This is a genomic window from Marivivens sp. LCG002 (assembly GCF_030264275.1).
GTDB lineage: Bacteria > Pseudomonadota > Alphaproteobacteria > Rhodobacterales > Rhodobacteraceae > Marivivens.
In genome coordinates this window covers 912,710-930,702 of the sequence record NZ_CP127165.1, presented here as the reverse complement: position 1 = coordinate 930,702, position 17,993 = coordinate 912,710, and the positions used below count along the sequence as shown (strand labels likewise).

16 protein-coding genes are annotated in these 17,993 nt (G+C 59.8%); 9 read left to right on the top strand and 7 right to left on the bottom strand.

The window, feature by feature from the left end; translation table 11 throughout:
- The first annotated feature begins 136 nt into the window (after positions 1 to 136).
- From QQG91_RS04735 to QQG91_RS04725, 3 genes are read left to right on the top strand one after another with little or no spacing between them, the layout of a single operon-like run.
- Entirely contained in the window at positions 137 to 805 is a 669-nt protein-coding gene (locus tag QQG91_RS04735) for a response regulator (RefSeq protein ID WP_285772312.1), read from the top strand.
- Between the two features lie 56 nt (positions 806 to 861).
- The gene (locus QQG91_RS04730; RefSeq protein WP_285771827.1) at positions 862 to 2,037 is read left to right on the top strand and encodes an FIST N-terminal domain-containing protein; all 1,176 of its coding nucleotides are present in this window, start codon (positions 862 to 864) and stop codon (positions 2,035 to 2,037) included.
- The gene (locus QQG91_RS04725) at positions 2,034 to 4,253 is read left to right on the top strand and encodes a hybrid sensor histidine kinase/response regulator (RefSeq protein ID WP_285771826.1); all 2,220 of its coding nucleotides are present in this window, start codon (positions 2,034 to 2,036) and stop codon (positions 4,251 to 4,253) included. The genes QQG91_RS04730 and QQG91_RS04725 overlap by 4 nt, the downstream gene beginning before the upstream one ends.
- 31 nt (positions 4,254 to 4,284) lie before the next feature.
- On the opposite strand, the gene QQG91_RS04720 is transcribed toward QQG91_RS04725, so the two are convergent.
- Positions 4,285 to 4,782 carry a DUF1097 domain-containing protein gene (locus QQG91_RS04720; RefSeq protein ID WP_285771825.1) on the bottom strand — a complete coding sequence of 166 codons (498 nt, stop codon included), beginning with the start codon at positions 4,780 to 4,782 and terminating at the stop codon, positions 4,285 to 4,287.
- Between the two features lie 121 nt (positions 4,783 to 4,903).
- Positions 4,904 to 5,674 (bottom strand): ABC transporter permease, encoded by a 771-nt coding sequence (locus tag QQG91_RS04715; RefSeq protein WP_285771824.1) that lies wholly within the window; start codon positions 5,672 to 5,674, stop codon positions 4,904 to 4,906.
- 116 nt (positions 5,675 to 5,790) lie between these two features.
- Between QQG91_RS04715 and QQG91_RS04710 the strand changes: the two genes are divergently transcribed.
- Together QQG91_RS04710 and QQG91_RS04705 are read left to right on the top strand one after the other, a co-directional pair.
- Positions 5,791 to 7,857, top strand: a complete 2,067-nt coding sequence (locus QQG91_RS04710) for a 4Fe-4S binding protein (RefSeq protein WP_285771823.1) — start codon at positions 5,791 to 5,793, stop codon at positions 7,855 to 7,857.
- A complete protein-coding gene (locus QQG91_RS04705; RefSeq protein WP_285771822.1) occupies positions 7,854 to 8,738 on the top strand; it encodes an FAD:protein FMN transferase in 885 nt (294 codons plus the stop codon). Before QQG91_RS04710 ends, QQG91_RS04705 begins: the two co-directional genes overlap by 4 nt.
- On the opposite strand, the gene QQG91_RS04700 is transcribed toward QQG91_RS04705, so the two are convergent.
- The 4 genes from QQG91_RS04700 to QQG91_RS04685 form a co-directional block, all read right to left on the bottom strand.
- On the bottom strand, positions 8,735 to 9,715 hold the full coding sequence (locus tag QQG91_RS04700) for a molybdopterin-binding protein (RefSeq protein ID WP_285771821.1): 981 nt from the start codon (positions 9,713 to 9,715) through the stop codon (positions 8,735 to 8,737). The genes QQG91_RS04705 and QQG91_RS04700 overlap by 4 nt on opposite strands.
- Complete coding sequence (locus QQG91_RS04695) at positions 9,712 to 10,683, bottom strand: XdhC family protein (protein ID WP_285771820.1); 972 nt, start codon at positions 10,681 to 10,683, stop codon at positions 9,712 to 9,714. The genes QQG91_RS04700 and QQG91_RS04695 overlap by 4 nt, the downstream gene beginning before the upstream one ends.
- A gap of 66 nt (positions 10,684 to 10,749) precedes the next feature.
- A complete protein-coding gene (locus QQG91_RS04690) occupies positions 10,750 to 12,009 on the bottom strand; it encodes a vWA domain-containing protein (protein ID WP_285771819.1) in 1,260 nt (419 codons plus the stop codon).
- A 33-nt stretch (positions 12,010 to 12,042) separates the two neighbouring features.
- Entirely contained in the window at positions 12,043 to 12,948 is a 906-nt protein-coding gene (locus QQG91_RS04685) for an AAA family ATPase (RefSeq protein ID WP_285771818.1), read from the bottom strand.
- Positions 12,949 to 13,200: 252 nt separating this feature from the next.
- Between QQG91_RS04685 and QQG91_RS04680 the strand changes: the two genes are divergently transcribed.
- Entirely contained in the window at positions 13,201 to 14,121 is a 921-nt protein-coding gene (locus tag QQG91_RS04680) for a hypothetical protein (RefSeq protein ID WP_285771817.1), read from the top strand.
- 48 nt (positions 14,122 to 14,169) lie between these two features.
- On the opposite strand, the gene QQG91_RS04675 is transcribed toward QQG91_RS04680, so the two are convergent.
- Positions 14,170 to 14,400 (bottom strand): hypothetical protein, encoded by a 231-nt coding sequence (locus QQG91_RS04675; protein WP_285771816.1) that lies wholly within the window; start codon positions 14,398 to 14,400, stop codon positions 14,170 to 14,172.
- A gap of 174 nt (positions 14,401 to 14,574) precedes the next feature.
- Between QQG91_RS04675 and pyrC the strand changes: the two genes are divergently transcribed.
- From pyrC to QQG91_RS04660, 3 genes are all read left to right on the top strand, one after another.
- A complete protein-coding gene (gene pyrC, locus QQG91_RS04670; RefSeq protein WP_285771815.1) occupies positions 14,575 to 15,627 on the top strand; it encodes a dihydroorotase in 1,053 nt (350 codons plus the stop codon).
- 25 nt (positions 15,628 to 15,652) lie between these two features.
- Positions 15,653 to 16,327 (top strand): orotate phosphoribosyltransferase, encoded by a 675-nt coding sequence (locus QQG91_RS04665; RefSeq protein ID WP_285771814.1) that lies wholly within the window; start codon positions 15,653 to 15,655, stop codon positions 16,325 to 16,327.
- A 168-nt stretch (positions 16,328 to 16,495) separates the two neighbouring features.
- Positions 16,496 to 17,968: a replicative DNA helicase gene (locus tag QQG91_RS04660; RefSeq protein WP_502881597.1), complete on the top strand. Its 1,473-nt coding sequence runs from the start codon at positions 16,496 to 16,498 to the stop codon at positions 17,966 to 17,968.
- The last annotated feature ends 25 nt before the right edge of the window (positions 17,969 to 17,993 follow it).

The window sequence follows — 17,993 nt, the reverse complement described above, 5'->3', positions numbered from 1 at the left end:
TGAAACAAAGGGGAAAGCGCGCCATCGGGCGCGCTTTTCTTATGTCGGGGCTAAGACCATAGTGTCGTTTGCCGAATAGAGACTTATGGGTAGGATAGATCCATACCATGTCACTTGCGAAGCAGACACCATGCCCATGACTTTCAATACCGCACTGATTGTTGACGATCATCCGCTCTTTCTCGACGCGCTGTCGATGACGCTTCAAACGGTTGCGGGCATCCGAAAAGTCGAAACCGCCGAACATCTCGAAGCGGCGCTCGAAAAGATCGGCGCGGGGCTGAGACCCGAGGTGGTGGTGCTTGACCTGAATTTGCCCGATGTGAACGGGCTTGACGGGTTGATCCGTCTGCAGAAGGTCGTGGCTCCCATTCCGATCGTCGTCGTCAGCTCGATGGCCGATCACCGCATGATCGCATCGACGATCCGCGCAGGCGCATCGGGTTTTGTGCCCAAGCACAGCCAGCGCGAAGTCTTCCGTGCCGCTTTTGAGGCCATCGCCCGCGGCGAGCGCTATGTTCCCGAGGGCGTGCCGCTCGACAATAACGCCAGCAGCCCCGCCACCGATCAGGACGAAGCAATCTCGCGTATGTCGCGGCTGACACGGCAACAGGCAAAAATTCTGCAACTCATCTGCGAAGGCAAGTTGAACAAGCAAATCGCTTATGATCTGTCGATTGCTGAAACGACGGTCAAAGCCCATGTCACCGCGATCATGCGTAAACTGGGCGTTCAAAGCCGCACCCAAGCCGTGCTGATTGCAAAGGAGGCCAGTTTCGCTTCGGTCTTGCAAGACAGCCAGTAACCAATACGATTGCGTCTGACCAATGGTGCCGGTCAAAGTCAGCCTAGGAGGAGGCTATGGGAGGAACCGGGCAACCGCTTGACGCGGTGGCGCATCTGACGGGCATCGTCCGATCAGCTCATATCGAGTGCACGCACCCCGATGCTGTCGCCGAACTCGCCAAGGCCCTCGGCCCCGAGATCGACTTTGCGCTGGTGGTTCTTTATGTAAGCCCCGATGCGAAATTCCGCACGATCGTCGCCCAAGCGGTCGAGATTTGGGGGCCCGAACGGGTCATCGCCTGCACCACGGCGGGCGAGCTTGGCGAGCACGGATATACCGAAGGCACCATTGCCGCCATCGGCCTTCCGCGCGCGAATTTCTGTGTCGGCTCGATCCTCATCAATCATCTGGAAAAACTCGACCCCCAAGAAATCGTGGGAAGCATGATCAGGCTCCGCACCGATCTGAACGCCCAAGAACCCGAGTGGCAGCATGAATTCGCCTTTGTCGCCATCGACGGGCTTTCGATCAAAGAGGACGAAGTCGTCGCGGCTGTGGTTTCGGGTCTTGGACCTGTGCCGCTCTTCGGCGGCTCGGCAGGTGATGGGGACCGCTTTCAAGAGACCTATATTGCGGTCGGCGGACAGGTCTATACCCACGCCGCAGTGCTTTGTTTTGTGAGGACAAACTGCCCTGTTCATGTCTTCAGTCTCGATCATTTGACCCCGACCGAAACGCGGATGGTGGTCACCGAGGCGGATTCGCGCCGCCGGATCGTGCGCCGCATCAATGCCGAACCCGCCGCGCGTGAATATGCACGCATTCTCGGCAAGGACCCTGAACAGCTTTCCGCCTTTACCTTTGCCGCGCATCCCGTGGTCGTGCGCTTTGGCGGGACCCATCACGTGCGGGCAATCCAGCGGGTGCTCGACAATGGGGACCTCGTGTTCTTCTCGGCCATCGACGAAGGCCTTGTCCTGACGCTTGCCGAGCCCGAGGATATGGCCGTGCATCTCGACCGCGAACTTGCGCGGATCGCGCGGGGGCGCACGCCTCAAGCCATCATCGCTTGTGACTGTATCCTGCGCCGTCTCGAAGCCGAGCAGAAACAACGCACGGGCGCAATCTCGGACATCCTTGCACGCAACAAAGTCGTCGGCTTCAGCACCTATGGCGAACAGATCAACGGTATGCATGTCAACCAGACCATGACGGGAGTCGCGATCTTTGCACCGGAGGACGGGCTGTGATCCCTTCGGCACGCGCGCTGATCAACCCCAGTGACCCGATCGAACGGCAGAATGAAAAACTGTTCGAAATCTGTAGCGCGCTCATGCGTAGGATCGAACAGATCAACGATGACCACGGCGCGGCCTATACCCAGTTCCAGAGGGCCGTTCTTCTCGAAGAACAGGTGCGCGAACGCACCCGCGATCTCGAGAATGCGCTCGATCTGTTGAACGTCTCGAACAGCCGCCTAGCCTCGGCCAACCGCGAAACGGAGAAAGCGCGTCTCGATCTGGCAAATGCCATCGAGAACATCCAGGAAGGCTTTGCGCTCTTTGATGCGGATGGAGCCTTGAACCTGTGCAACAGCCGTTTCGGCATGCATATGCCCGACATTCGGCAAGAGCTGAAACCGGGTTTGACCTTTGACGATTATATCCGCCTCGTCAGCAAGAGCCGCTATCTGCATCTCCCCGACGGCGTAAGCCCCGAGGACTGGGTGCAAAAGCGCATGACCCATCATGCCGAAGAACATGTGATGTTCAACGTGCGCATGATCTGGGACCGCTGGGTGCAGGTGTCCGAACACCGCATGCCGGGCGGTCAGACCGTCATCATGCAGACCGATATCTCGGATATCATCCGCATGGAACGGATGGAGCGCGGCAAGATCATCGACGATCAGGCCCGCCTCATCCGCGCAACGCTTGAACATATCAATCAAGGTGTCGGCATCTTCGACCACGAGCGGCGGCTGGTCGGCTTCAATCAACGACTGGCAAGTCTCTTGTCGATCCCGCTGACCCAAATGCGCGCGGGGCTCGACTTCGAAACCATTTTCCGGCTCTTCGAAAACCAGATCACCTATGTGAGCGATCTTTCAGGCCAAGGTTTTCTCGATTGGGTCAATCGCTCGGATCGCCGCCCCCCGCTTCGGTTCGAATTCCGGCGCGGCGAAAGACGGTATTTCGATGTTTTTGCCGAAGAGATGCCCGACAAGGGCTTTGTGGTTTCGATCACCGATGTCACCCCCGAACGCGAAGCGGCGCTTGCTCTGAGCGAGGCCAACGAACGGCTTGAACAAAGGGTGACGGAACGCACGCTCGAACTTGAGGACGCTCTGGCCGTGGCCGAACGGGCCATGTCGTCACGCTCTCGCTTTGTCGCGGCGGCCAGTCACGATCTGCTCCAACCTCTCTCTGCGGCGACGCTCTATCTGTCGTCGATTGCAGAAGAGCTTGGCGAACAGCGCCACCGCGATATCGTGGGCAAAGCCCAGAATGCGCTCTCTTCGGTGCAATCCATCATCGAAGCCCTTCTCGACATCTCCAAACTTGAGAGCGGCCGCGCTGCGGTGGACATGCACACCATCGATCTTGCCGCCCTGTTGCGCCAGTTGCGCGACGAATTCCAACCCTTGGCCGAGCGCAAAGGTCTGGAACTGAGCGTCATCCCGAGCCGTGTGCGCATCCGCTCGGATGCGACCTATATCCGCCGCATTCTTCAGAACCTCATTTCGAACGCGATCCGCTACACCGAAACAGGACGGGTGCTTGTCGGTGTGCGCCGTATGCGCCGCTCGGTCAGGATAGAGGTCTGGGACACAGGACCCGGTATCCCGCAGGCCGAACACGAGGCGATTTTCCGCGAATTCCACCGGTTGAACGCAAGGTCGAGCGCGTCCGAGGGTCTTGGCCTTGGGCTTGCGATCGTGGATCGCGCCTGTGCCCTTTTGCGCCATCCACTCAGCGTCGAATCCGAAGAAGGTGTCGGGACGGTGTTCCGTGTCACCGTGCCTCTGGTCGACCGTCTGGGTGCGGCGCCCCCCGAAGAGGACACGCTTCCGCCCCAAGCCCAATGGCGTCACGACGGGCTTGTCGTTCTCCTGATCGAGAACGATCTCGATATGCGCCGTGCTTTGACGCTCCTTCTGGAGAAATGGAATGTCGAAGTGCTCGACGTGGCCTCGGGCGACGAAGCGATACAGCTTCTCGAGGAAATCGACCTTGTTCCCGATGCGATGCTTGTCGATCTCCAGCTCGATGACGGCGAACTCGGCACCGATGTGGTGAGCAAGATCTATGATCTTATCGGTCATGTGCCCGCGCGGATCATTTCCGCCAATCGCTCGCCCGAAGCGATTGCTCAGGTCGAAGCGCGGGACATGGGATTGCTGCACAAACCGATCAACCCGATCTCGCTGCATCTCTTCCTTGAAACCGCAGGCGCGGATACCTGAGGGGCGAACGCGCCGCCCCTCGGGACTTTGATCAGCTGTCCGATTTGACGAGCGCGCCTGCGCCCTTCTCGGAGACCAGACCGAAGATATTGCCGATGATGAGCGAGAGCACGATCATACCCGCCGCCTTGAGCATCGCGGCAGGCTCGCCGATCGCAACGCCTGTGAGCAAGGCAAAAGCTGCGGTCGAGGCATAGCCGTAAACCGCTGCAGGAATTGTCGCCAAGAGCGGCAGATGTGCGCCGAGAACAAGCACGACCACCGAGACCCCGACGATGATGGATGTCACGACGACGCTTCCTGCGACCGTGCCGACGACGATCAAAGCCACTGAGGCGACAAGAGCGCCCCAGATATGGTTCACGGCAGATTTGGTGAGGCCGTCGGTCTTGCCGCCCGTATGGTAAAAACTTCCCCAACCGATAAAGAGCGCCCAGACCTGAAGCCCGAAACCCGTCCCCAGACACAGCCAAGTGGCCACAGCGGCAAGAACGCCGATAGAAATCGCAAGTGCATTGATAAGGTTCATGTTTTCCTCCCATTACCTTCCCCGCTTCTTCGAGCAGGTGACGGGAGCTTAGAAACTTGCAACCAACGGGAGAATTGGACCTTGGTTCAAGCGACTTTGGTGCAAGAGACCTTTGTCGCGGTCAACGCCGCCAACGTCTCGCTCGGGCCTCCAAAGGCTGGATAACAAGGTATTCGATACAAAGCATCAGGGCGATAAAGGTCAGTGAATAGGCAAGGACCGCTGTCACATCGAACATCTGGAAGTTGAGATGGATCTGGAACCCCACTCCATCGCCGCGCCCTAGAAACTCGACCACCAGAACCAACTTCCAGATAATGGCAAGCCCGTTGCGGGCGCTTGCGGCGATATAGGGCGCAAGTTGGGGAAGGATCACATGACGCACGCGCGCGGATGCGGACATACCGAAGACCGACGCCATTTCCGAGACATGACGATCAAGCGCGCGTGTCCCCTCGCGCAGGGTCACGACGACGAGCGCGGTTTTGTTGAACGATACCGCAAGGATCGCGGCAAGGTCATTGAGCCCGAACCACAGGTAACACAGCACAATCACCACCAAAGCAGGCATGTTCTGGGCTAGGACGACCCAAGGCTCGGCAAAACGGTTCAAGCGCGGCAAAAGCCCGAGCGAAACCCCGATCACCAGCCCGAGCGCCATCGACAGCCCGAAGGCCGCAGTCACCCGAAAAAGCGTAACCAGCGTATGGTCGAAAAGACGCCCGCTTGCCGCCTCTTTGAGCACCACGCGCCAGACCTCCCACGGCATAGGAAGAACGTTGGGGCGGCCCATGCCCCAAGAGAGCGCGATCCAGAGGAAAAACATCGCCAGAAGCGAGGCGATAAACACCGCGCCCCGTGACGAGCGGCTCTGGTTTTCTGCGTTGGACATGGCTCTCTCCTTGGACCAAGGTTTCAAGAGCATCAAGCGTCAAGTCAATGGTCCCAGGCGGGCCTTGAGACCTTTGTCTTATGTGTTGCGTTGCGTGTCGGTATTACTGTCGGCGCATGTTGTTCCGTGCCCTCGCCCTTTTGTCGTCGCTCCTGATGCTTGCCCTTTTTCCCAAAGGGTCGAGCGCCGAAATCCTGACCCGCGAAGCGATGCAGGACTTCGTAATCGCGCCGATGGCTCTGGGCGAGCGCCTGACCGATGACGGCGTCTGGGAGCTTCAGAATTCAGGCGGCTCGCTTGCGGGCTATGTCTTTGAAACGGGTGAAATGGCCCCTCTTCCCGGATTTGCGGGCGTGCCGATCAATCTCTTTGTGGCGGTGGACCTTGAGGGTCGCTTCATCGACGTGCGTCTGATCGATCACCATGAACCGATTTTCGTCTCGGGGTTGGGCGAAGCCCCCCTTCGCCAGTTTCTCGAACAATACCGAGGTCTTTCGATTTCCCAGACCATGGTGGTCGGAACCCCATACGGCGACGGCTCGGCGGGGTCCTCGCTTGTCTATCTCGACGGCGTGACCAAAGCGACGGCAAGTGTGCGCATCGCACACGAGTCGATCCTTGCTGCGACCCGTAAAGTGGCCCGCGAAAGGCTCGCGGGGATCGCATCCGCGCCGCCTGCCTCACCCAATTTCGCGCTGACCGAACCGCTTGGCTTTGACGAACTCGAAAAACGGGGGCTTATCGCGCGCCTGACCGTCACCAATGCAGAGGTCGACGCAGCCTTTGCGGGCACAAGATGGGCCAATGAGGACCCGATCGCGAAAGAGGACCCGAACGGTATCTTTCTTGATCTTTGGGTGATCGACATCGGCTCGCCTGCGGTGGCGCGCTCGGTGCTGACCGCGTTCACCCAAGAGCAGCTCGACCGCTTTCTCGAACTGACCCCCTTTGCGGAACCCTTCCTGCTTTTGGAGACGGGACGTCACGGGCTTGTGGATGCGGATTTCATCCGCAATACATCGCCCGACTGGATTTCCGCCTCGCAAGACGGACTTCCTGTTGCGCTGCGTGACGCCGACTTGAACGTGGAACTTGTGCCCGACTTCCCCGAAGGCGTCGCCATGATCCTGCGCACGGATCGACGGCTCGGCTTTAATCCGTCGCGGCCATGGACGCTTGGCATCGATGCCCTGCGGGCGCGCGGCATGTTCCAGCCCGAGATCGGCACCACGAGTTTCTCGGTCGAGATCGGCACCGACCCCACGCTCTATATAACCGAAGCAGAGATCAAACCCGTCTCGCCGCTCTTCGAAGCCGTCCGCAACCGTGCTGTCGATCTTATCATCGGGCTCATTTTCCTTGGGGGTTTGTTCTGGCTTGTCGGTCCCAACATGCATTGGGTGGCGCGCAAAGCCACTCTGACCAAGTATCGGCTCATCATTCTCGGCTTTGTCACCGTCTTTGTCGGTTGGTGGGGCCAAGGACAGTTGTCGGTCGTCACCGTGCTCGGCACGCTTCAGGCTCTGGTTTGGAAGCAAAGCCTCGAATTTCTGCTGTATGACCCGTTCTCGCTCCTGATTTGGGGCGCCGCGGCCATCGGTTTCGTGTTTTGGGGGCGCGGTCTGTTCTGTGGTTGGCTTTGTCCGTTCGGCGCTCTTCAGGAATTTGCCCATCACCTCGGCCGTCTCTTGAAAATCCCGCAAATCAGGATTCCCGAACGGATCGACCAGAGGCTCAAGGGGCTGAAATACATCGCGCTTCTCGGTCTTGCGGCAACCGCGCTCATCACCCCCGAGAACCTCGTTGTTGCGGCAGAGCTTGAACCCTTCAAGACCGCGATCTCGGTCTTTTTCGTGCGCGATTGGTATTACGTGGTTTACGCCGTGTTCTGGCTGGTGCTGGCCACATCCGTGTTCAAGGGCTTTTGCCGCTATGTCTGCCCGCTCGGAGCGTTCATGGCGATTATGGGTCTCTTCCGAACACGCGACTGGATCGACAGGCGCAAGGCCTGCGGCACGCCCTGTCAGCTTTGCAAAGTGAAATGCAACTATGGCGCAATCAACAAGTCAGGCAAAGTGGCCTATTCCGAATGTTTCCAATGTCTCGATTGCGTCCAGATCTTCGACGATAAAGCGCAATGTGTTCCGCTGATCCTTGCTGCCAAGAAAGAGGCCCGCACATGATTTCCCGAAGACGCGCGCTCCAGATTTTCGCAGCGGCCAGTTTGATGCCGTCGAACCTGCGCGCCACGCAAAAGCGCGTGGCCTTCGGAGCCGAGGTGTCCCTCACGCTCGACGGACCTGCGCATGTGACAGGCCCCGCGCTCGATGCCGTTTGGGCCGAGATCGAAGCGATGGAAAAGGCCTTCAGTCTTTATGACCCGACCTCGGAATTGCGCCGTCTCAACAGCCAAGGCAGGCTTGAACGCCCCAGTGCCGCGATGCTCGAAATTCTGGCTTTGTCGGCGAAACTCTATCGTGCGACGGAAGGACGTTTCGATCCGACCGTCCAGCACCTCTGGCAAGCCCATGCGAACGGCGAAAACACCCAAAGCGCCCGTTCCTCCATCGGCTTTGATCGGGTCCGCTTCGACGAAACCCGCGTGCAACTCGGTGCGGGGCAAGCCCTGACGCTGAACGGGATCGCCCAAGGCTATTCGACCGACCGCGTGATCTCCGTTTTGCGGGCCCACGGGTTGGAACGCTCGCTTGTCAATATCGGGGAATATCGCGCGTTGTCGGGGCCTTGGCGGCTCGGGATCGAAGACCCGTCCTTTGGCCGTGTCGGGATGATTTCGCTCACCGATCGAGCAGTCGCAACCTCAAGCCCTGCGGCCATGCGGCTTGCGACGGGCGCCGCGCATATCCTTGATCCGAGGGGCGTTTCCGCTGTGCCGAGCTGGTCCACGGTGAGTGTGATTGCAGAGCGAGCAGCCGTTGCCGATGGGCTTTCGACCGCGCTCTGTTTTGCCACGCTGAACCAAGTGCGCGGGATCGCTGCCCGTCTCGGGGCGCCTGTTTCCATCCGCCTCGTGGACCTGACGGGCAATCTACGGAGCCTTTAACCCTCGCGCGGGGCGGGTCTTGTCGGGATTTCCTTGAGCAGCCCGCCGACCCCCATTGCGGCGATGTCCGCGTGGCTTACCTCGATCCCGCAGAGCACCCGCTCAAGCACCCAATCCGCGCCGTTCAGGGCAATCGAGCGCGCACATCCGGGAAGCCCGATCACGGGCCGTCCCCCCTGTGCGCCCAGAAAGAGCAGGTTCCCGGGATCGACAGGCATGCCGAACCGCGTCACCGTCCCGCCAGCCAAGCGCACGGCGTCGGGCGCGACATCACGCGGATCGGAGGTCGCCGAGGCGGTGAGGATCATGACAAGGTCAGAGCGACTTGAGCGGATTGCCTCGGCAATGTCCGCGCTGCGATGGGGCACGATCACCCGTTCGTCCATCCGGACGCCGAAACGGTCAAGCCGTCCGATCATCGCGTGACGTCCCTTGGGCGAAGGGTCTTCGCCATCGGTCGTGGTCTCGATCAGGGTGGCCGTCCCGATTTTCGGCGGCACCACTCGGATCGCTGCGGGCGCGGCTTTGGCGGCGCGCTCGACATCGCTTTGACGCACGGCATAGGAAATGATCTTGATCGTCGCAACAAGCCCGTCGGCGTCGGCGCGGTGATAATTGGGGACCGTCGCGATCGTGATCATAGGATCAATCGCGTTGAGCGCCCCGAGCGCCGCGACTTCCACAAGAACAAGTCCCGCGCCCGTTGCATAGAGATTTACACGGCCCGTGGTCGCCGTGGTCAGTCGCAGCCCTTCGCCCGCGACGGCCTCGGCTATCGTGGTCGCTGCGGCATCCTCGTGAAGGTCGCCCTCTTCGAGCCGCGCTGTTGTGATTTCCACATGCCCCGCACGGGCAAGATCCCCCAGAGCCGCCGCGTCAAGCACTTTGCCCTTCTTGTGCGACTGGCTTGCGCCCCTGAGAGAATGGGCAAGGATCGCGCCTTGGGACTCGGCAATCGGGGTGAGGCCGAATTTCATTTCTTCCCTCGAAGCGTTTCGGTGATCTGCGCCATGATGCTGACCGCAATCTCGGCAGGCGAAAGCGCCCCGATATTGAGACCGACGGGCGCATGGATGCGGGCGATTTCCGCCTCATTGAACCCTTCGGCAACGAGACGCTCGACACGCTTGGCGTGGGTGCGCTTGGAGCCAAGGCAACCAAGATAGAAACACTCGGAGCGGATCGCGACCTTGATCGCGGGATCGTCAAGCTTGGGATCATGGGTCAGCGTGACAACGGCGGTTCGGGCGTCAAGACCATGCGCCGCGAGCGCCTCATCCGGCCAATCATCGAGGATCGGGTATCCGGTAAAGCGTTCCTCCGAGCCGAAGACGGGGCGCGGGTCGATCAGCGTCGGATCATAACCGCAGGCCCGCGCCATCATGACCAAGGGCTGGGCGATATGCACCGCGCCCACGACCACCATCCGAAGCGGGGGATTGTGGATCGCCACAAAGGTGCGCCCGTCCTCTTCGACGCCCGAGCGATCAAGACGGAAGCGGTCGGCAAATTCCTCGCGCCCTGCAAGTCTGCGGCTGTCCGACTGAAGGTCTACGACATAGGCGATCTGGCGGCGTTTGGCGCGCGCCTCGACCAATTCGGCAAGAAGCGCTTCGGGAAGAACGCCGCCCACAGGCTCGACCAGAACGCGGATACGTCCGCCGCAGGCAAGTCCCACGGCAAAAGCCTCGTCATCCGAAACGCCGAAGTCGAGAAGACGGGATTTGCCGTCCTCGATTGCTTCCATCGCTTCGGTGATCACGGCGCCTTCGACACAGCCGCCCGAAACGGAACCTTCCATCGCTCCATCGCGGTCGATGACGAGCTGGCTTCCGACGGGGCGCGGCGCCGAGCCCCAAGTCTCGACCACCGTTGCCAGAACCGCACCACGGCCCGAACGGTGCCACTCGAGCGCGAGCGCAGGATAATCCATCGTATGAGACATTGAAATCTCCTCCCCCGTTCAAACTATGATGCGCGGCAAGACTTGCAAGCCGATACCGCTGGAAACCTATTCGATGAGCCGCATCAGACGTGCCTTTTCGCCGGTGTCGCCAAGATTGTAGATTGCCTCGGACAGCCCTTGAAGCGAAGCGATATTATGCCCAGCGCGGAAGCTCGTCACATGGGGCAGCATCTCTTTGATCCCGCGCGCCTTGGGGGCAAAGCCTTCCCAGCGCAAAAGCGGGTTCAGCCAGATCAGTTGCCGCGACGAGAGCGAGAGCCGCTCCATCGCCTTGCCGAGCCCGCCTTCGGGGTCGCGGTCAAGCCCATCGGTGATGAGGATCACAACGGCCCCCTGCCCCAAAACGCGGCGCGACCAGTCGCGGTTGAAACGGTCGATGCATTCCCCGATCCGCGTGCCGCCTTCCCAGTCCTGTGCCTCGGCCCCTGCAGCGGCAAGGGCGGCATCGACATCGCGCTGGCGCAGGTGTCGGGTGATGTTGGTCAGCCGCGTGCCGAAGGTAAAGGCATGTACCTTGGCCCAGCCCTGACCTTTGGCGTTCGACACCGCGTGGAGGAAATGAAGCACGGCGCGGGAATATTGGCTCATCGACCCCGAAATGTCACAGATCACGACAAGGTTGGGATACCGCTCGCGCCGCTTCTTCGTTTCGAACGCCATGATCTCGCCGCCCTGACGGAGCGCTTTGCGCATGGTGGCGCGCCAATCGGCAAGATCACCGCGCCCCGCCATCGTGCGGCGCGACTTGATCGGACGCACGGGTAATGTCATCCGAGCCAGAATCCGCTTGGCCTCCGCCATTTCGGCGGTGGACATCTGTTCAAAGTCGAGCGTGCGCAGCTTTTCTTCGGTCGAGATGGTCTTGGAGGCGTCTATGTCGATCAGCGCCTCTTCGTTCTCGTCTTCCTCGTCCTCTTTCTTGGGCATCGGAACGTTCTGATCGTCAAGAAGCGCTTCGGCGGCTCTCTTTTCCCCTGCCTTGGCTTTGCGCTCTTCCTGAACACCGCGCACCGAGGGGAGCATCATCGACATCATGTGCTCCAGATAGCGCGGGTCGCGCCAATAGAGCCGAAAAACCTGTCCAAAAACGGCACGGTGCTCAGGCCGCGAGACGAAACAGGCCTCGAGCGTCCAGTAAAAATCGATCTTTTCGGTGAACCCCGCCGCCTCGACTGCGCGGATCGCGTCGATCACACGGCCGGGCCCCACGGGGAGACCCGCCTTTCGCAGCGCGCGGGCGAAATGGGTAATGTTGTGCGCAAGCTTGCCGTCTTCGGGAATGTTCAGGGGGATGTATTCAGCCATCGCGTCCCCTATCCCCTATGCCTCTTTGGACCCTCATACGGGGGCAAGCTCGGCACGTGCCTCTTTCAACAGGCGCTGCGCCTCGCTCCCTTCGATGCGGGAGATGTCGTCCTGATATTTCAAGATCGCGCCCAAAGTGTCTGCGATGACTTCGGGCGAGAGGTCGATGACATCCAGAGCCAAAAGGCATTTCGCCCAGTCGATCGTCTCGGCCACACCCGGTTTCTTGAACAGATCCTCGGTGCGGAGCTTCTGGACAAAGGCGACGACCTCGCGGCTGAGCGTTTCCTGTGCCTCGGGGGCCTTGGCCGCAAGGATTTCAAGCTCTCGGTCGAAGGTGGGATAATCGACCCAGTGGTAAAGACAGCGGCGCTTGAGCGCGTCATGCACTTCACGCGTGCGGTTCGACGTGAGGATCACGATCGGCGGCTCGGGCGCTTTGATCGTGCCGAGTTCGGGGATCGTCACCTGAAAATCCGAGAGTGCCTCAAGCAGGAAGGCTTCGAACGGCTCATCCGTGCGGTCGATCTCGTCGATCAGGAGCACAGGCGCACCCTTGGGATTGGGGCGCATCGCCTGAAGCAAGGGACGCTCGATCAGATAGTCCGAAGAGAAAAGCTCGGATTTGAGTTCTTTGCGATCCGCGCCGCCCGTCGCTTCTGCGGTGCGAATGGCGATCATCTGCTCGGCAAAGTTCCATTCATAGACGGCAGAGGCCGCATCGAGCCCCTCGTAACACTGCAAACGGATCAGATCACGCCCCAAGGCCGACGCGATGGCTTTGGCGATCTCGGTCTTGCCTGTTCCCGCTTCCCCTTCGAGAAACAGGGGCCGCCCGAGTTTGAGGGAAAGGAACATGACCGTGGCAAGCGAACGGCCACATACATAGTTCTCTGCGCCGAGTGCGCTTTGCACGTCGTCGATGCTCTGGAAATTCATGTCTCTCCTCCGTTTGTTAAGGATGCTGCATTCCGCCGCGCTCGGGTCAAGTGCTCCCTTGGTCTTAGAGAGAAGATGTTGTCCGACTGTTTCACCCAATGGTTGACGAGGCACTCCAAGACCTATTCAAAAGCAGTATAACCCCACCGAAATGATTTCCCATATCGTGAAATATTCGCTCAAACTGCACAATTTTGCCCAAGTTCGCTGGCATCCGAACCCTAGCCCGAATGTATGACTATGAGTGGATTTATGAGTGAGTTTTCCCCCGATCTGTCTGATCTCGATCAAGACGAATGGTTCGACGCCCTTGATGCCCTAAGCGAAGAGCATGGACATTACGAAGAGCTTGGGGCCGATCACGTCGCGATTCTCACGGATGCGGGACCGAGGCTTCTCGTGACATTCGAAAGCTATCCCGAGATCACCGCAGGGTCCGATACCGACGAGCCGCGCGGCTTCCACTTTGTCAAACGTCTCGGTTGGTCGCATCTTGCGATTATTTCGCGCGGCCAGAGCTTTTTCCGCGCCTCGGAAATCCATCGATATTTCGACCGACTGATCGATGACGGTTTTTTCGAGGACTTCGACCGCGTGCTCTTTTTCGGGGTGCACGAAGCAGGCTATGCCGCAAGTGCCTATTCGGTTTGCGCACCAGGTGCCGAGGTTTTGGCGCTTCGGCCTTTCGCCACGCTTGCGCCGCATGTGGCCAATTGGGATGAACGCTACCCCGAAGCGCGGCGGCTCGATTGGACCAAACGGTTCGGATACGCGCCCGACATGCTTGATGCCGCAAAACATGCGACGGTGATCTTTGATCCGCGTATCAAAGAGGACGCCATGCACGGCGCCCTCTTCCGGCGCAAGAACGTCACGACGCTTTGGGCGCGCGGCGCGGGCGCGATGATCGAAAGCATGCTCGATGGCGTCGGCGTGCTGAACAAATTGATCGTTCTTGCAATGGATGGCGGACTGACCGCCAAGAGCTTCCACGCGCTCTATCGCAAACGCCGAGAAAGCTTCCCCTATCTGCGGTCACTGGACCAGATGGTTTTCGGAAAAGGCAAATTCGCCCTGAGCAAAGCGCTTTGCACCAAGATGATGGAAGAGCGCCCGCATCGCTATTTCAACCGACGTCTTGCACAGCTTCAGGAGCTTGAAAGCCAGACATGAAAAAGGCGGCCAAAGGGCCGCCCTTTCTCTTCGCAGTCGCGACCTGACTCAGTAGGCAAAGCAGTCGCGGAAAACGTGATAAACGATCATGTCGCGCGAAATGCCGAGTTTGGCAAGTTCAGCGTCCGAAAGCGCTTCGAGCTTGGCAATGCGCTTTGCGCGGCCGCTCGATTGGTAGTTGGCTTCACCAAGTGCGACAAGGCGATCAAAGAAGGCCGACAGACGTGCAGCAAGCGAAGGCGACGACGAAGGAACGATCGACGGAGAGATAAAGGTCATTTGCGGTTTCCGTTTCAAAAGAGTTCGGCTGTTGGAGAACGTGTAACCCTTGCTGCTCTGCAGAAAAACAGACAAAGCCGAAATGCCGCGTTGCAGCAAGCGCATAGCTCCCGCTTGGAGTGGCGCAGAGCTTAGGCTATGGTGCAGCGTCACAAATTTGTGTAAGCGAGCCCCATGACCGCACAGCCCATCACCCGCCTCACGATCCGTCGCCCCGATGACTGGCACTTGCATTTGCGCGACGGCGCGATGCTCGAAGCCGTCCTGCCCCATTCGGCAGAGCATTTCGGCCGCGCCATCATCATGCCGAACCTCGTCCCGCCCGTCGTGACCGCCGAACAGGCCGCTGCCTATCGCGACCGCATTCTCAAGGCGCTCCCCGAAGGCAAGTCGTTCAAGCCGCTGATGACGCTCTATCTGACCGAGAACACCGATCCTGCGGATGTGGCGCGCGCCCATGCCGACGGCATCGCGACAGCGGTCAAGCTTTACCCTGCGGGCGCGACGACCAACTCGGCTTCGGGCGTGCGGGATTTCGACAAAGTGCGCCCTGTCTTGGAAAAAATGGCTGAAATCGGTATGCCGCTTTGTGTGCATGGCGAAGTCACCGACAGCGACATCGACATCTTTGACCGCGAAGCCGTCTTTATCGACCGAGTGCTGAGGCCGATCCGCAAAAAGGTCCCCGAGCTCAAGGTCGTGATGGAGCATGTCACCACCGCCGATGCAGTGGACTATGTGCGCGACAGTTCCAAGAACCTTGCCGCGACGATCACCACGCATCACCTGATCATCAACCGCAACCATATCCTTGCGGGCGGGATCAAGCCGCACTTCTACTGCCTCCCCGTGGCCAAGCGCGAAAAGCATCGCATTGCTCTCGTGCAGGCGGCGGTTTCGGGGGACAAGCGGTTCTTCCTCGGCACCGACTCGGCGCCGCACACGGACCCTGCCAAGCTTCAGCCCTGCGGCTGCGCGGGCATCTATACCTCGATCAACACCATGTCCTGTCTCGCCGAAGTCTTCGAAGCGGCAGGCGCGCTCAAGGAGCTTGAGGCCTTCACCTCGCTCAATGGGCCGCGCTACTATGGACTTCCCGTGAACGAGGAAACCATCACCCTCGTCAAAGGGGACCCCGTCGCCTATCCGACCACGATCGAAACGGGCGTTGGTCCCCTTACCGTCTTTGATCCCGGTTTCCCGCTCCATTGGCGGGTCGAAGCCTGATCTGCCCACTTTAAAGGAAGAATAAATGATCCCCTCGTCCTTTCCCTCCAAAGAAGAGATCGCGCGCCTGTCCGCAGGTATGCTCCTTGAAATCGGCGCAGTGCACTTCAACTCGCGCGAGCCGTTCACCCACGCAAGCGGCAAGAAAGCCCCGACCTATATCGATTGCCGCAAGTTGATCTCTTTCCCGCGCATCCGCTCGACGCTGATGGATTTCCTTGCCGTCACCATCATGCGCGAAGCGGGCTTCGAGGCCTTCGACAACGTTGCAGGCGGCGAAACCGCTGGTATCCCGTTTTCGGCCCTGATCGCCGAGCGCCTTGCGCTCCCGATGACCTATGTCCGCAAAAAACCCAAAGGCTATGGCCGTAACGCCCGCATCGAAGGCGTGATGACCGAAGGTCAGCGGGTGCTTTTGGTCGAGGACCTCACCACCGACGGCGGCTCCAAACTGTCGTTCGTGGACGCCATCCGCGAAACGGGCGCGACCTGCTCGGCCACGGCGGTGATCTTCTATTACGGGATTTTCGAAGGCGTCGAGGAAACGCTCGCCAACCACGGTGTCCAGCTTCTATCGCTCTGCACGTGGTGGGACGTTCTGGCCGTCGCCAAAGAGCGCGGCGCATTCGACGCCGAGACCCTCTCGGCGGTCGAGGATTATCTCAACGACCCCGCGGGTTGGTCGGCCAAACACGCCTGATCCTTGCAATAGCACATCCCGAAGGCCCCGTTCGGCAGCACGCCGTCGGGGCCTTTGACTTATCCACAGCTTATACAATTTGAAGCCCGCCCCTGCCTTGGGTTACAACAGAGACCGAAAAGAGTCGGAGTGGTTCGCGTGAACGAGATCAGAAGTTTTGATGCCAAGATGCCCGAAGTCGCGGGGGAAAACGTTGATCTGCTGCCGCATTCCATCGAAGCCGAGCAACAGCTTCTCGGCGCGATCCTGACCAACAACGACATCTTTGACCGCGTCAATTCGATCGTCTCGGCACAGCACTTTTACGACCCCGTGCACCAGCGGATTTTCAGCGTTTGCCACAGCCGCATCTCGCAAAACGCGCTTGCCTCGCCCGTCACGCTCAAGACCTTTATGGAAGACGACGCAGGGCTTCAGGAACTCGGCGGCGCGGCCTATCTTGCGCGACTGGCGGGATCGGCGATCTCTGCCTTTGCCGCCCGCGATTACGCCCAGATGATCTATGATCTGGCGGTGCGGCGCGAGCTGATCCAGGTGGGCCGCGACATCGCCGCCAAAGCCGCCAAGGTCGACGTCGACAGCGAACCGAAAGAGCAAATCGTCGAAGCCGAACAGGCGCTCTACAAACTTGCCGAGCAAGGCACATCCGAGAGCGGTTTCGTCAGCTTTCTCAAGGCCGTAACCGATGCCGTCAACGTCGCCAACGCCGCCTATCAGCGCGAAGGCGGCCTGTCGGGGGTTTCGACGGGCCTGATCGACATGGACAAAAAGCTTGGTGGTTTGCACAAGTCCGACCTTTTGATCCTCGCGGGGCGTCCCTCGATGGGGAAAACCTCGCTTGCGACCAATATCGCCTTCAACATCGCCAAGGCCTATAAAAAGGGCCGCTTGCCCGACGGCACCGAAGGCGCGGTCGAAGGCGGCGTCGTGGGCTTTTATTCGCTCGAAATGAGCGCAGAGCAGCTTGCCGCCCGTATCCTCTCCGAAGCCTCGGAAGTTCCGTCCGAACAGATCCGCCGCGGTGACATGACCGAAGCCGAATTCCGTCGTTTCGTCGATGCGGCCAAATCGCTTGAAAGCTGCCCGCTTTTCATCGACGACACACCCGCGATCCCGATCAGCCAGCTTGCCGCGCGTGCGCGCCGTCTCAAGCGGACCCACGGGCTTGATGCGCTTTTCGTGGACTATCTCCAGCTTGTGCGCGGCACGGGCAAAACGGAAAGCCGCGTGAACGAAATCGCCGAAATTTCGATGGGTCTCAAGGCCATTGCCAAGGAACTCCACATCCCCGTTGTCGCGCTCTCGCAGTTGTCGCGTCAGGTGGAAAGCCGCGACGATAAACGCCCCCAACTCTCGGATCTTCGTGAATCGGGCTCGATCGAGCAGGACGCCGACGTGGTGATGTTCGTGTTCCGCGAGGAATATTATAAGGAACGCGAAAAGCCGGGCGATCACGAGCTCGAGAAAATGGCGCAGTGGCAAGAAGAGATGGATCGTCTGCACGGCAAGGCCGAGGTTATCATCGGCAAGCAGCGACATGGTCCCATCGGCACGGTCGAATTGTCCTTTGAAGGGCGCTTCACCAAGTTCGGCAACCTTGTCAAAGCATGGCAGCAGAACGCGGAAGACAACTTCCACTAGGCGCCCCTGCCCTCCGATTGACCCC

Coding starts and splice junctions, on each gene's coding strand:
- QQG91_RS04680 (WP_285771817.1), top strand. CDS start 13,201: ATGAGTGAGTTTTCCCCCGATCTGTCTGATCTCGATCAAGACGAATGG.
- QQG91_RS04675 (WP_285771816.1), bottom strand. CDS start 14,400: ATGACCTTTATCTCTCCGTCGATCGTTCCTTCGTCGTCGCCTTCGCTT.
- QQG91_RS04735 (WP_285772312.1), top strand. CDS start 137: ATGACTTTCAATACCGCACTGATTGTTGACGATCATCCGCTCTTTCTC.
- QQG91_RS04665 (WP_285771814.1), top strand. CDS start 15,653: ATGATCCCCTCGTCCTTTCCCTCCAAAGAAGAGATCGCGCGCCTGTCC.
- QQG91_RS04700 (WP_285771821.1), bottom strand. CDS start 9,715: ATGAAATTCGGCCTCACCCCGATTGCCGAGTCCCAAGGCGCGATCCTT.
- QQG91_RS04705 (WP_285771822.1), top strand. CDS start 7,854: ATGATTTCCCGAAGACGCGCGCTCCAGATTTTCGCAGCGGCCAGTTTG.
- QQG91_RS04730 (WP_285771827.1), top strand. CDS start 862: ATGGGAGGAACCGGGCAACCGCTTGACGCGGTGGCGCATCTGACGGGC.
- QQG91_RS04720 (WP_285771825.1), bottom strand. CDS start 4,782: ATGAACCTTATCAATGCACTTGCGATTTCTATCGGCGTTCTTGCCGCT.
- QQG91_RS04715 (WP_285771824.1), bottom strand. CDS start 5,674: ATGTCCAACGCAGAAAACCAGAGCCGCTCGTCACGGGGCGCGGTGTTT.
- QQG91_RS04685 (WP_285771818.1), bottom strand. CDS start 12,948: ATGAATTTCCAGAGCATCGACGACGTGCAAAGCGCACTCGGCGCAGAG.
- pyrC (WP_285771815.1), top strand. CDS start 14,575: ATGACCGCACAGCCCATCACCCGCCTCACGATCCGTCGCCCCGATGAC.
- QQG91_RS04660 (WP_502881597.1), top strand. CDS start 16,496: ATGCCCGAAGTCGCGGGGGAAAACGTTGATCTGCTGCCGCATTCCATC.
- QQG91_RS04695 (WP_285771820.1), bottom strand. CDS start 10,683: ATGTCTCATACGATGGATTATCCTGCGCTCGCGCTCGAGTGGCACCGT.
- QQG91_RS04690 (WP_285771819.1), bottom strand. CDS start 12,009: ATGGCTGAATACATCCCCCTGAACATTCCCGAAGACGGCAAGCTTGCG.
- QQG91_RS04710 (WP_285771823.1), top strand. CDS start 5,791: ATGTTGTTCCGTGCCCTCGCCCTTTTGTCGTCGCTCCTGATGCTTGCC.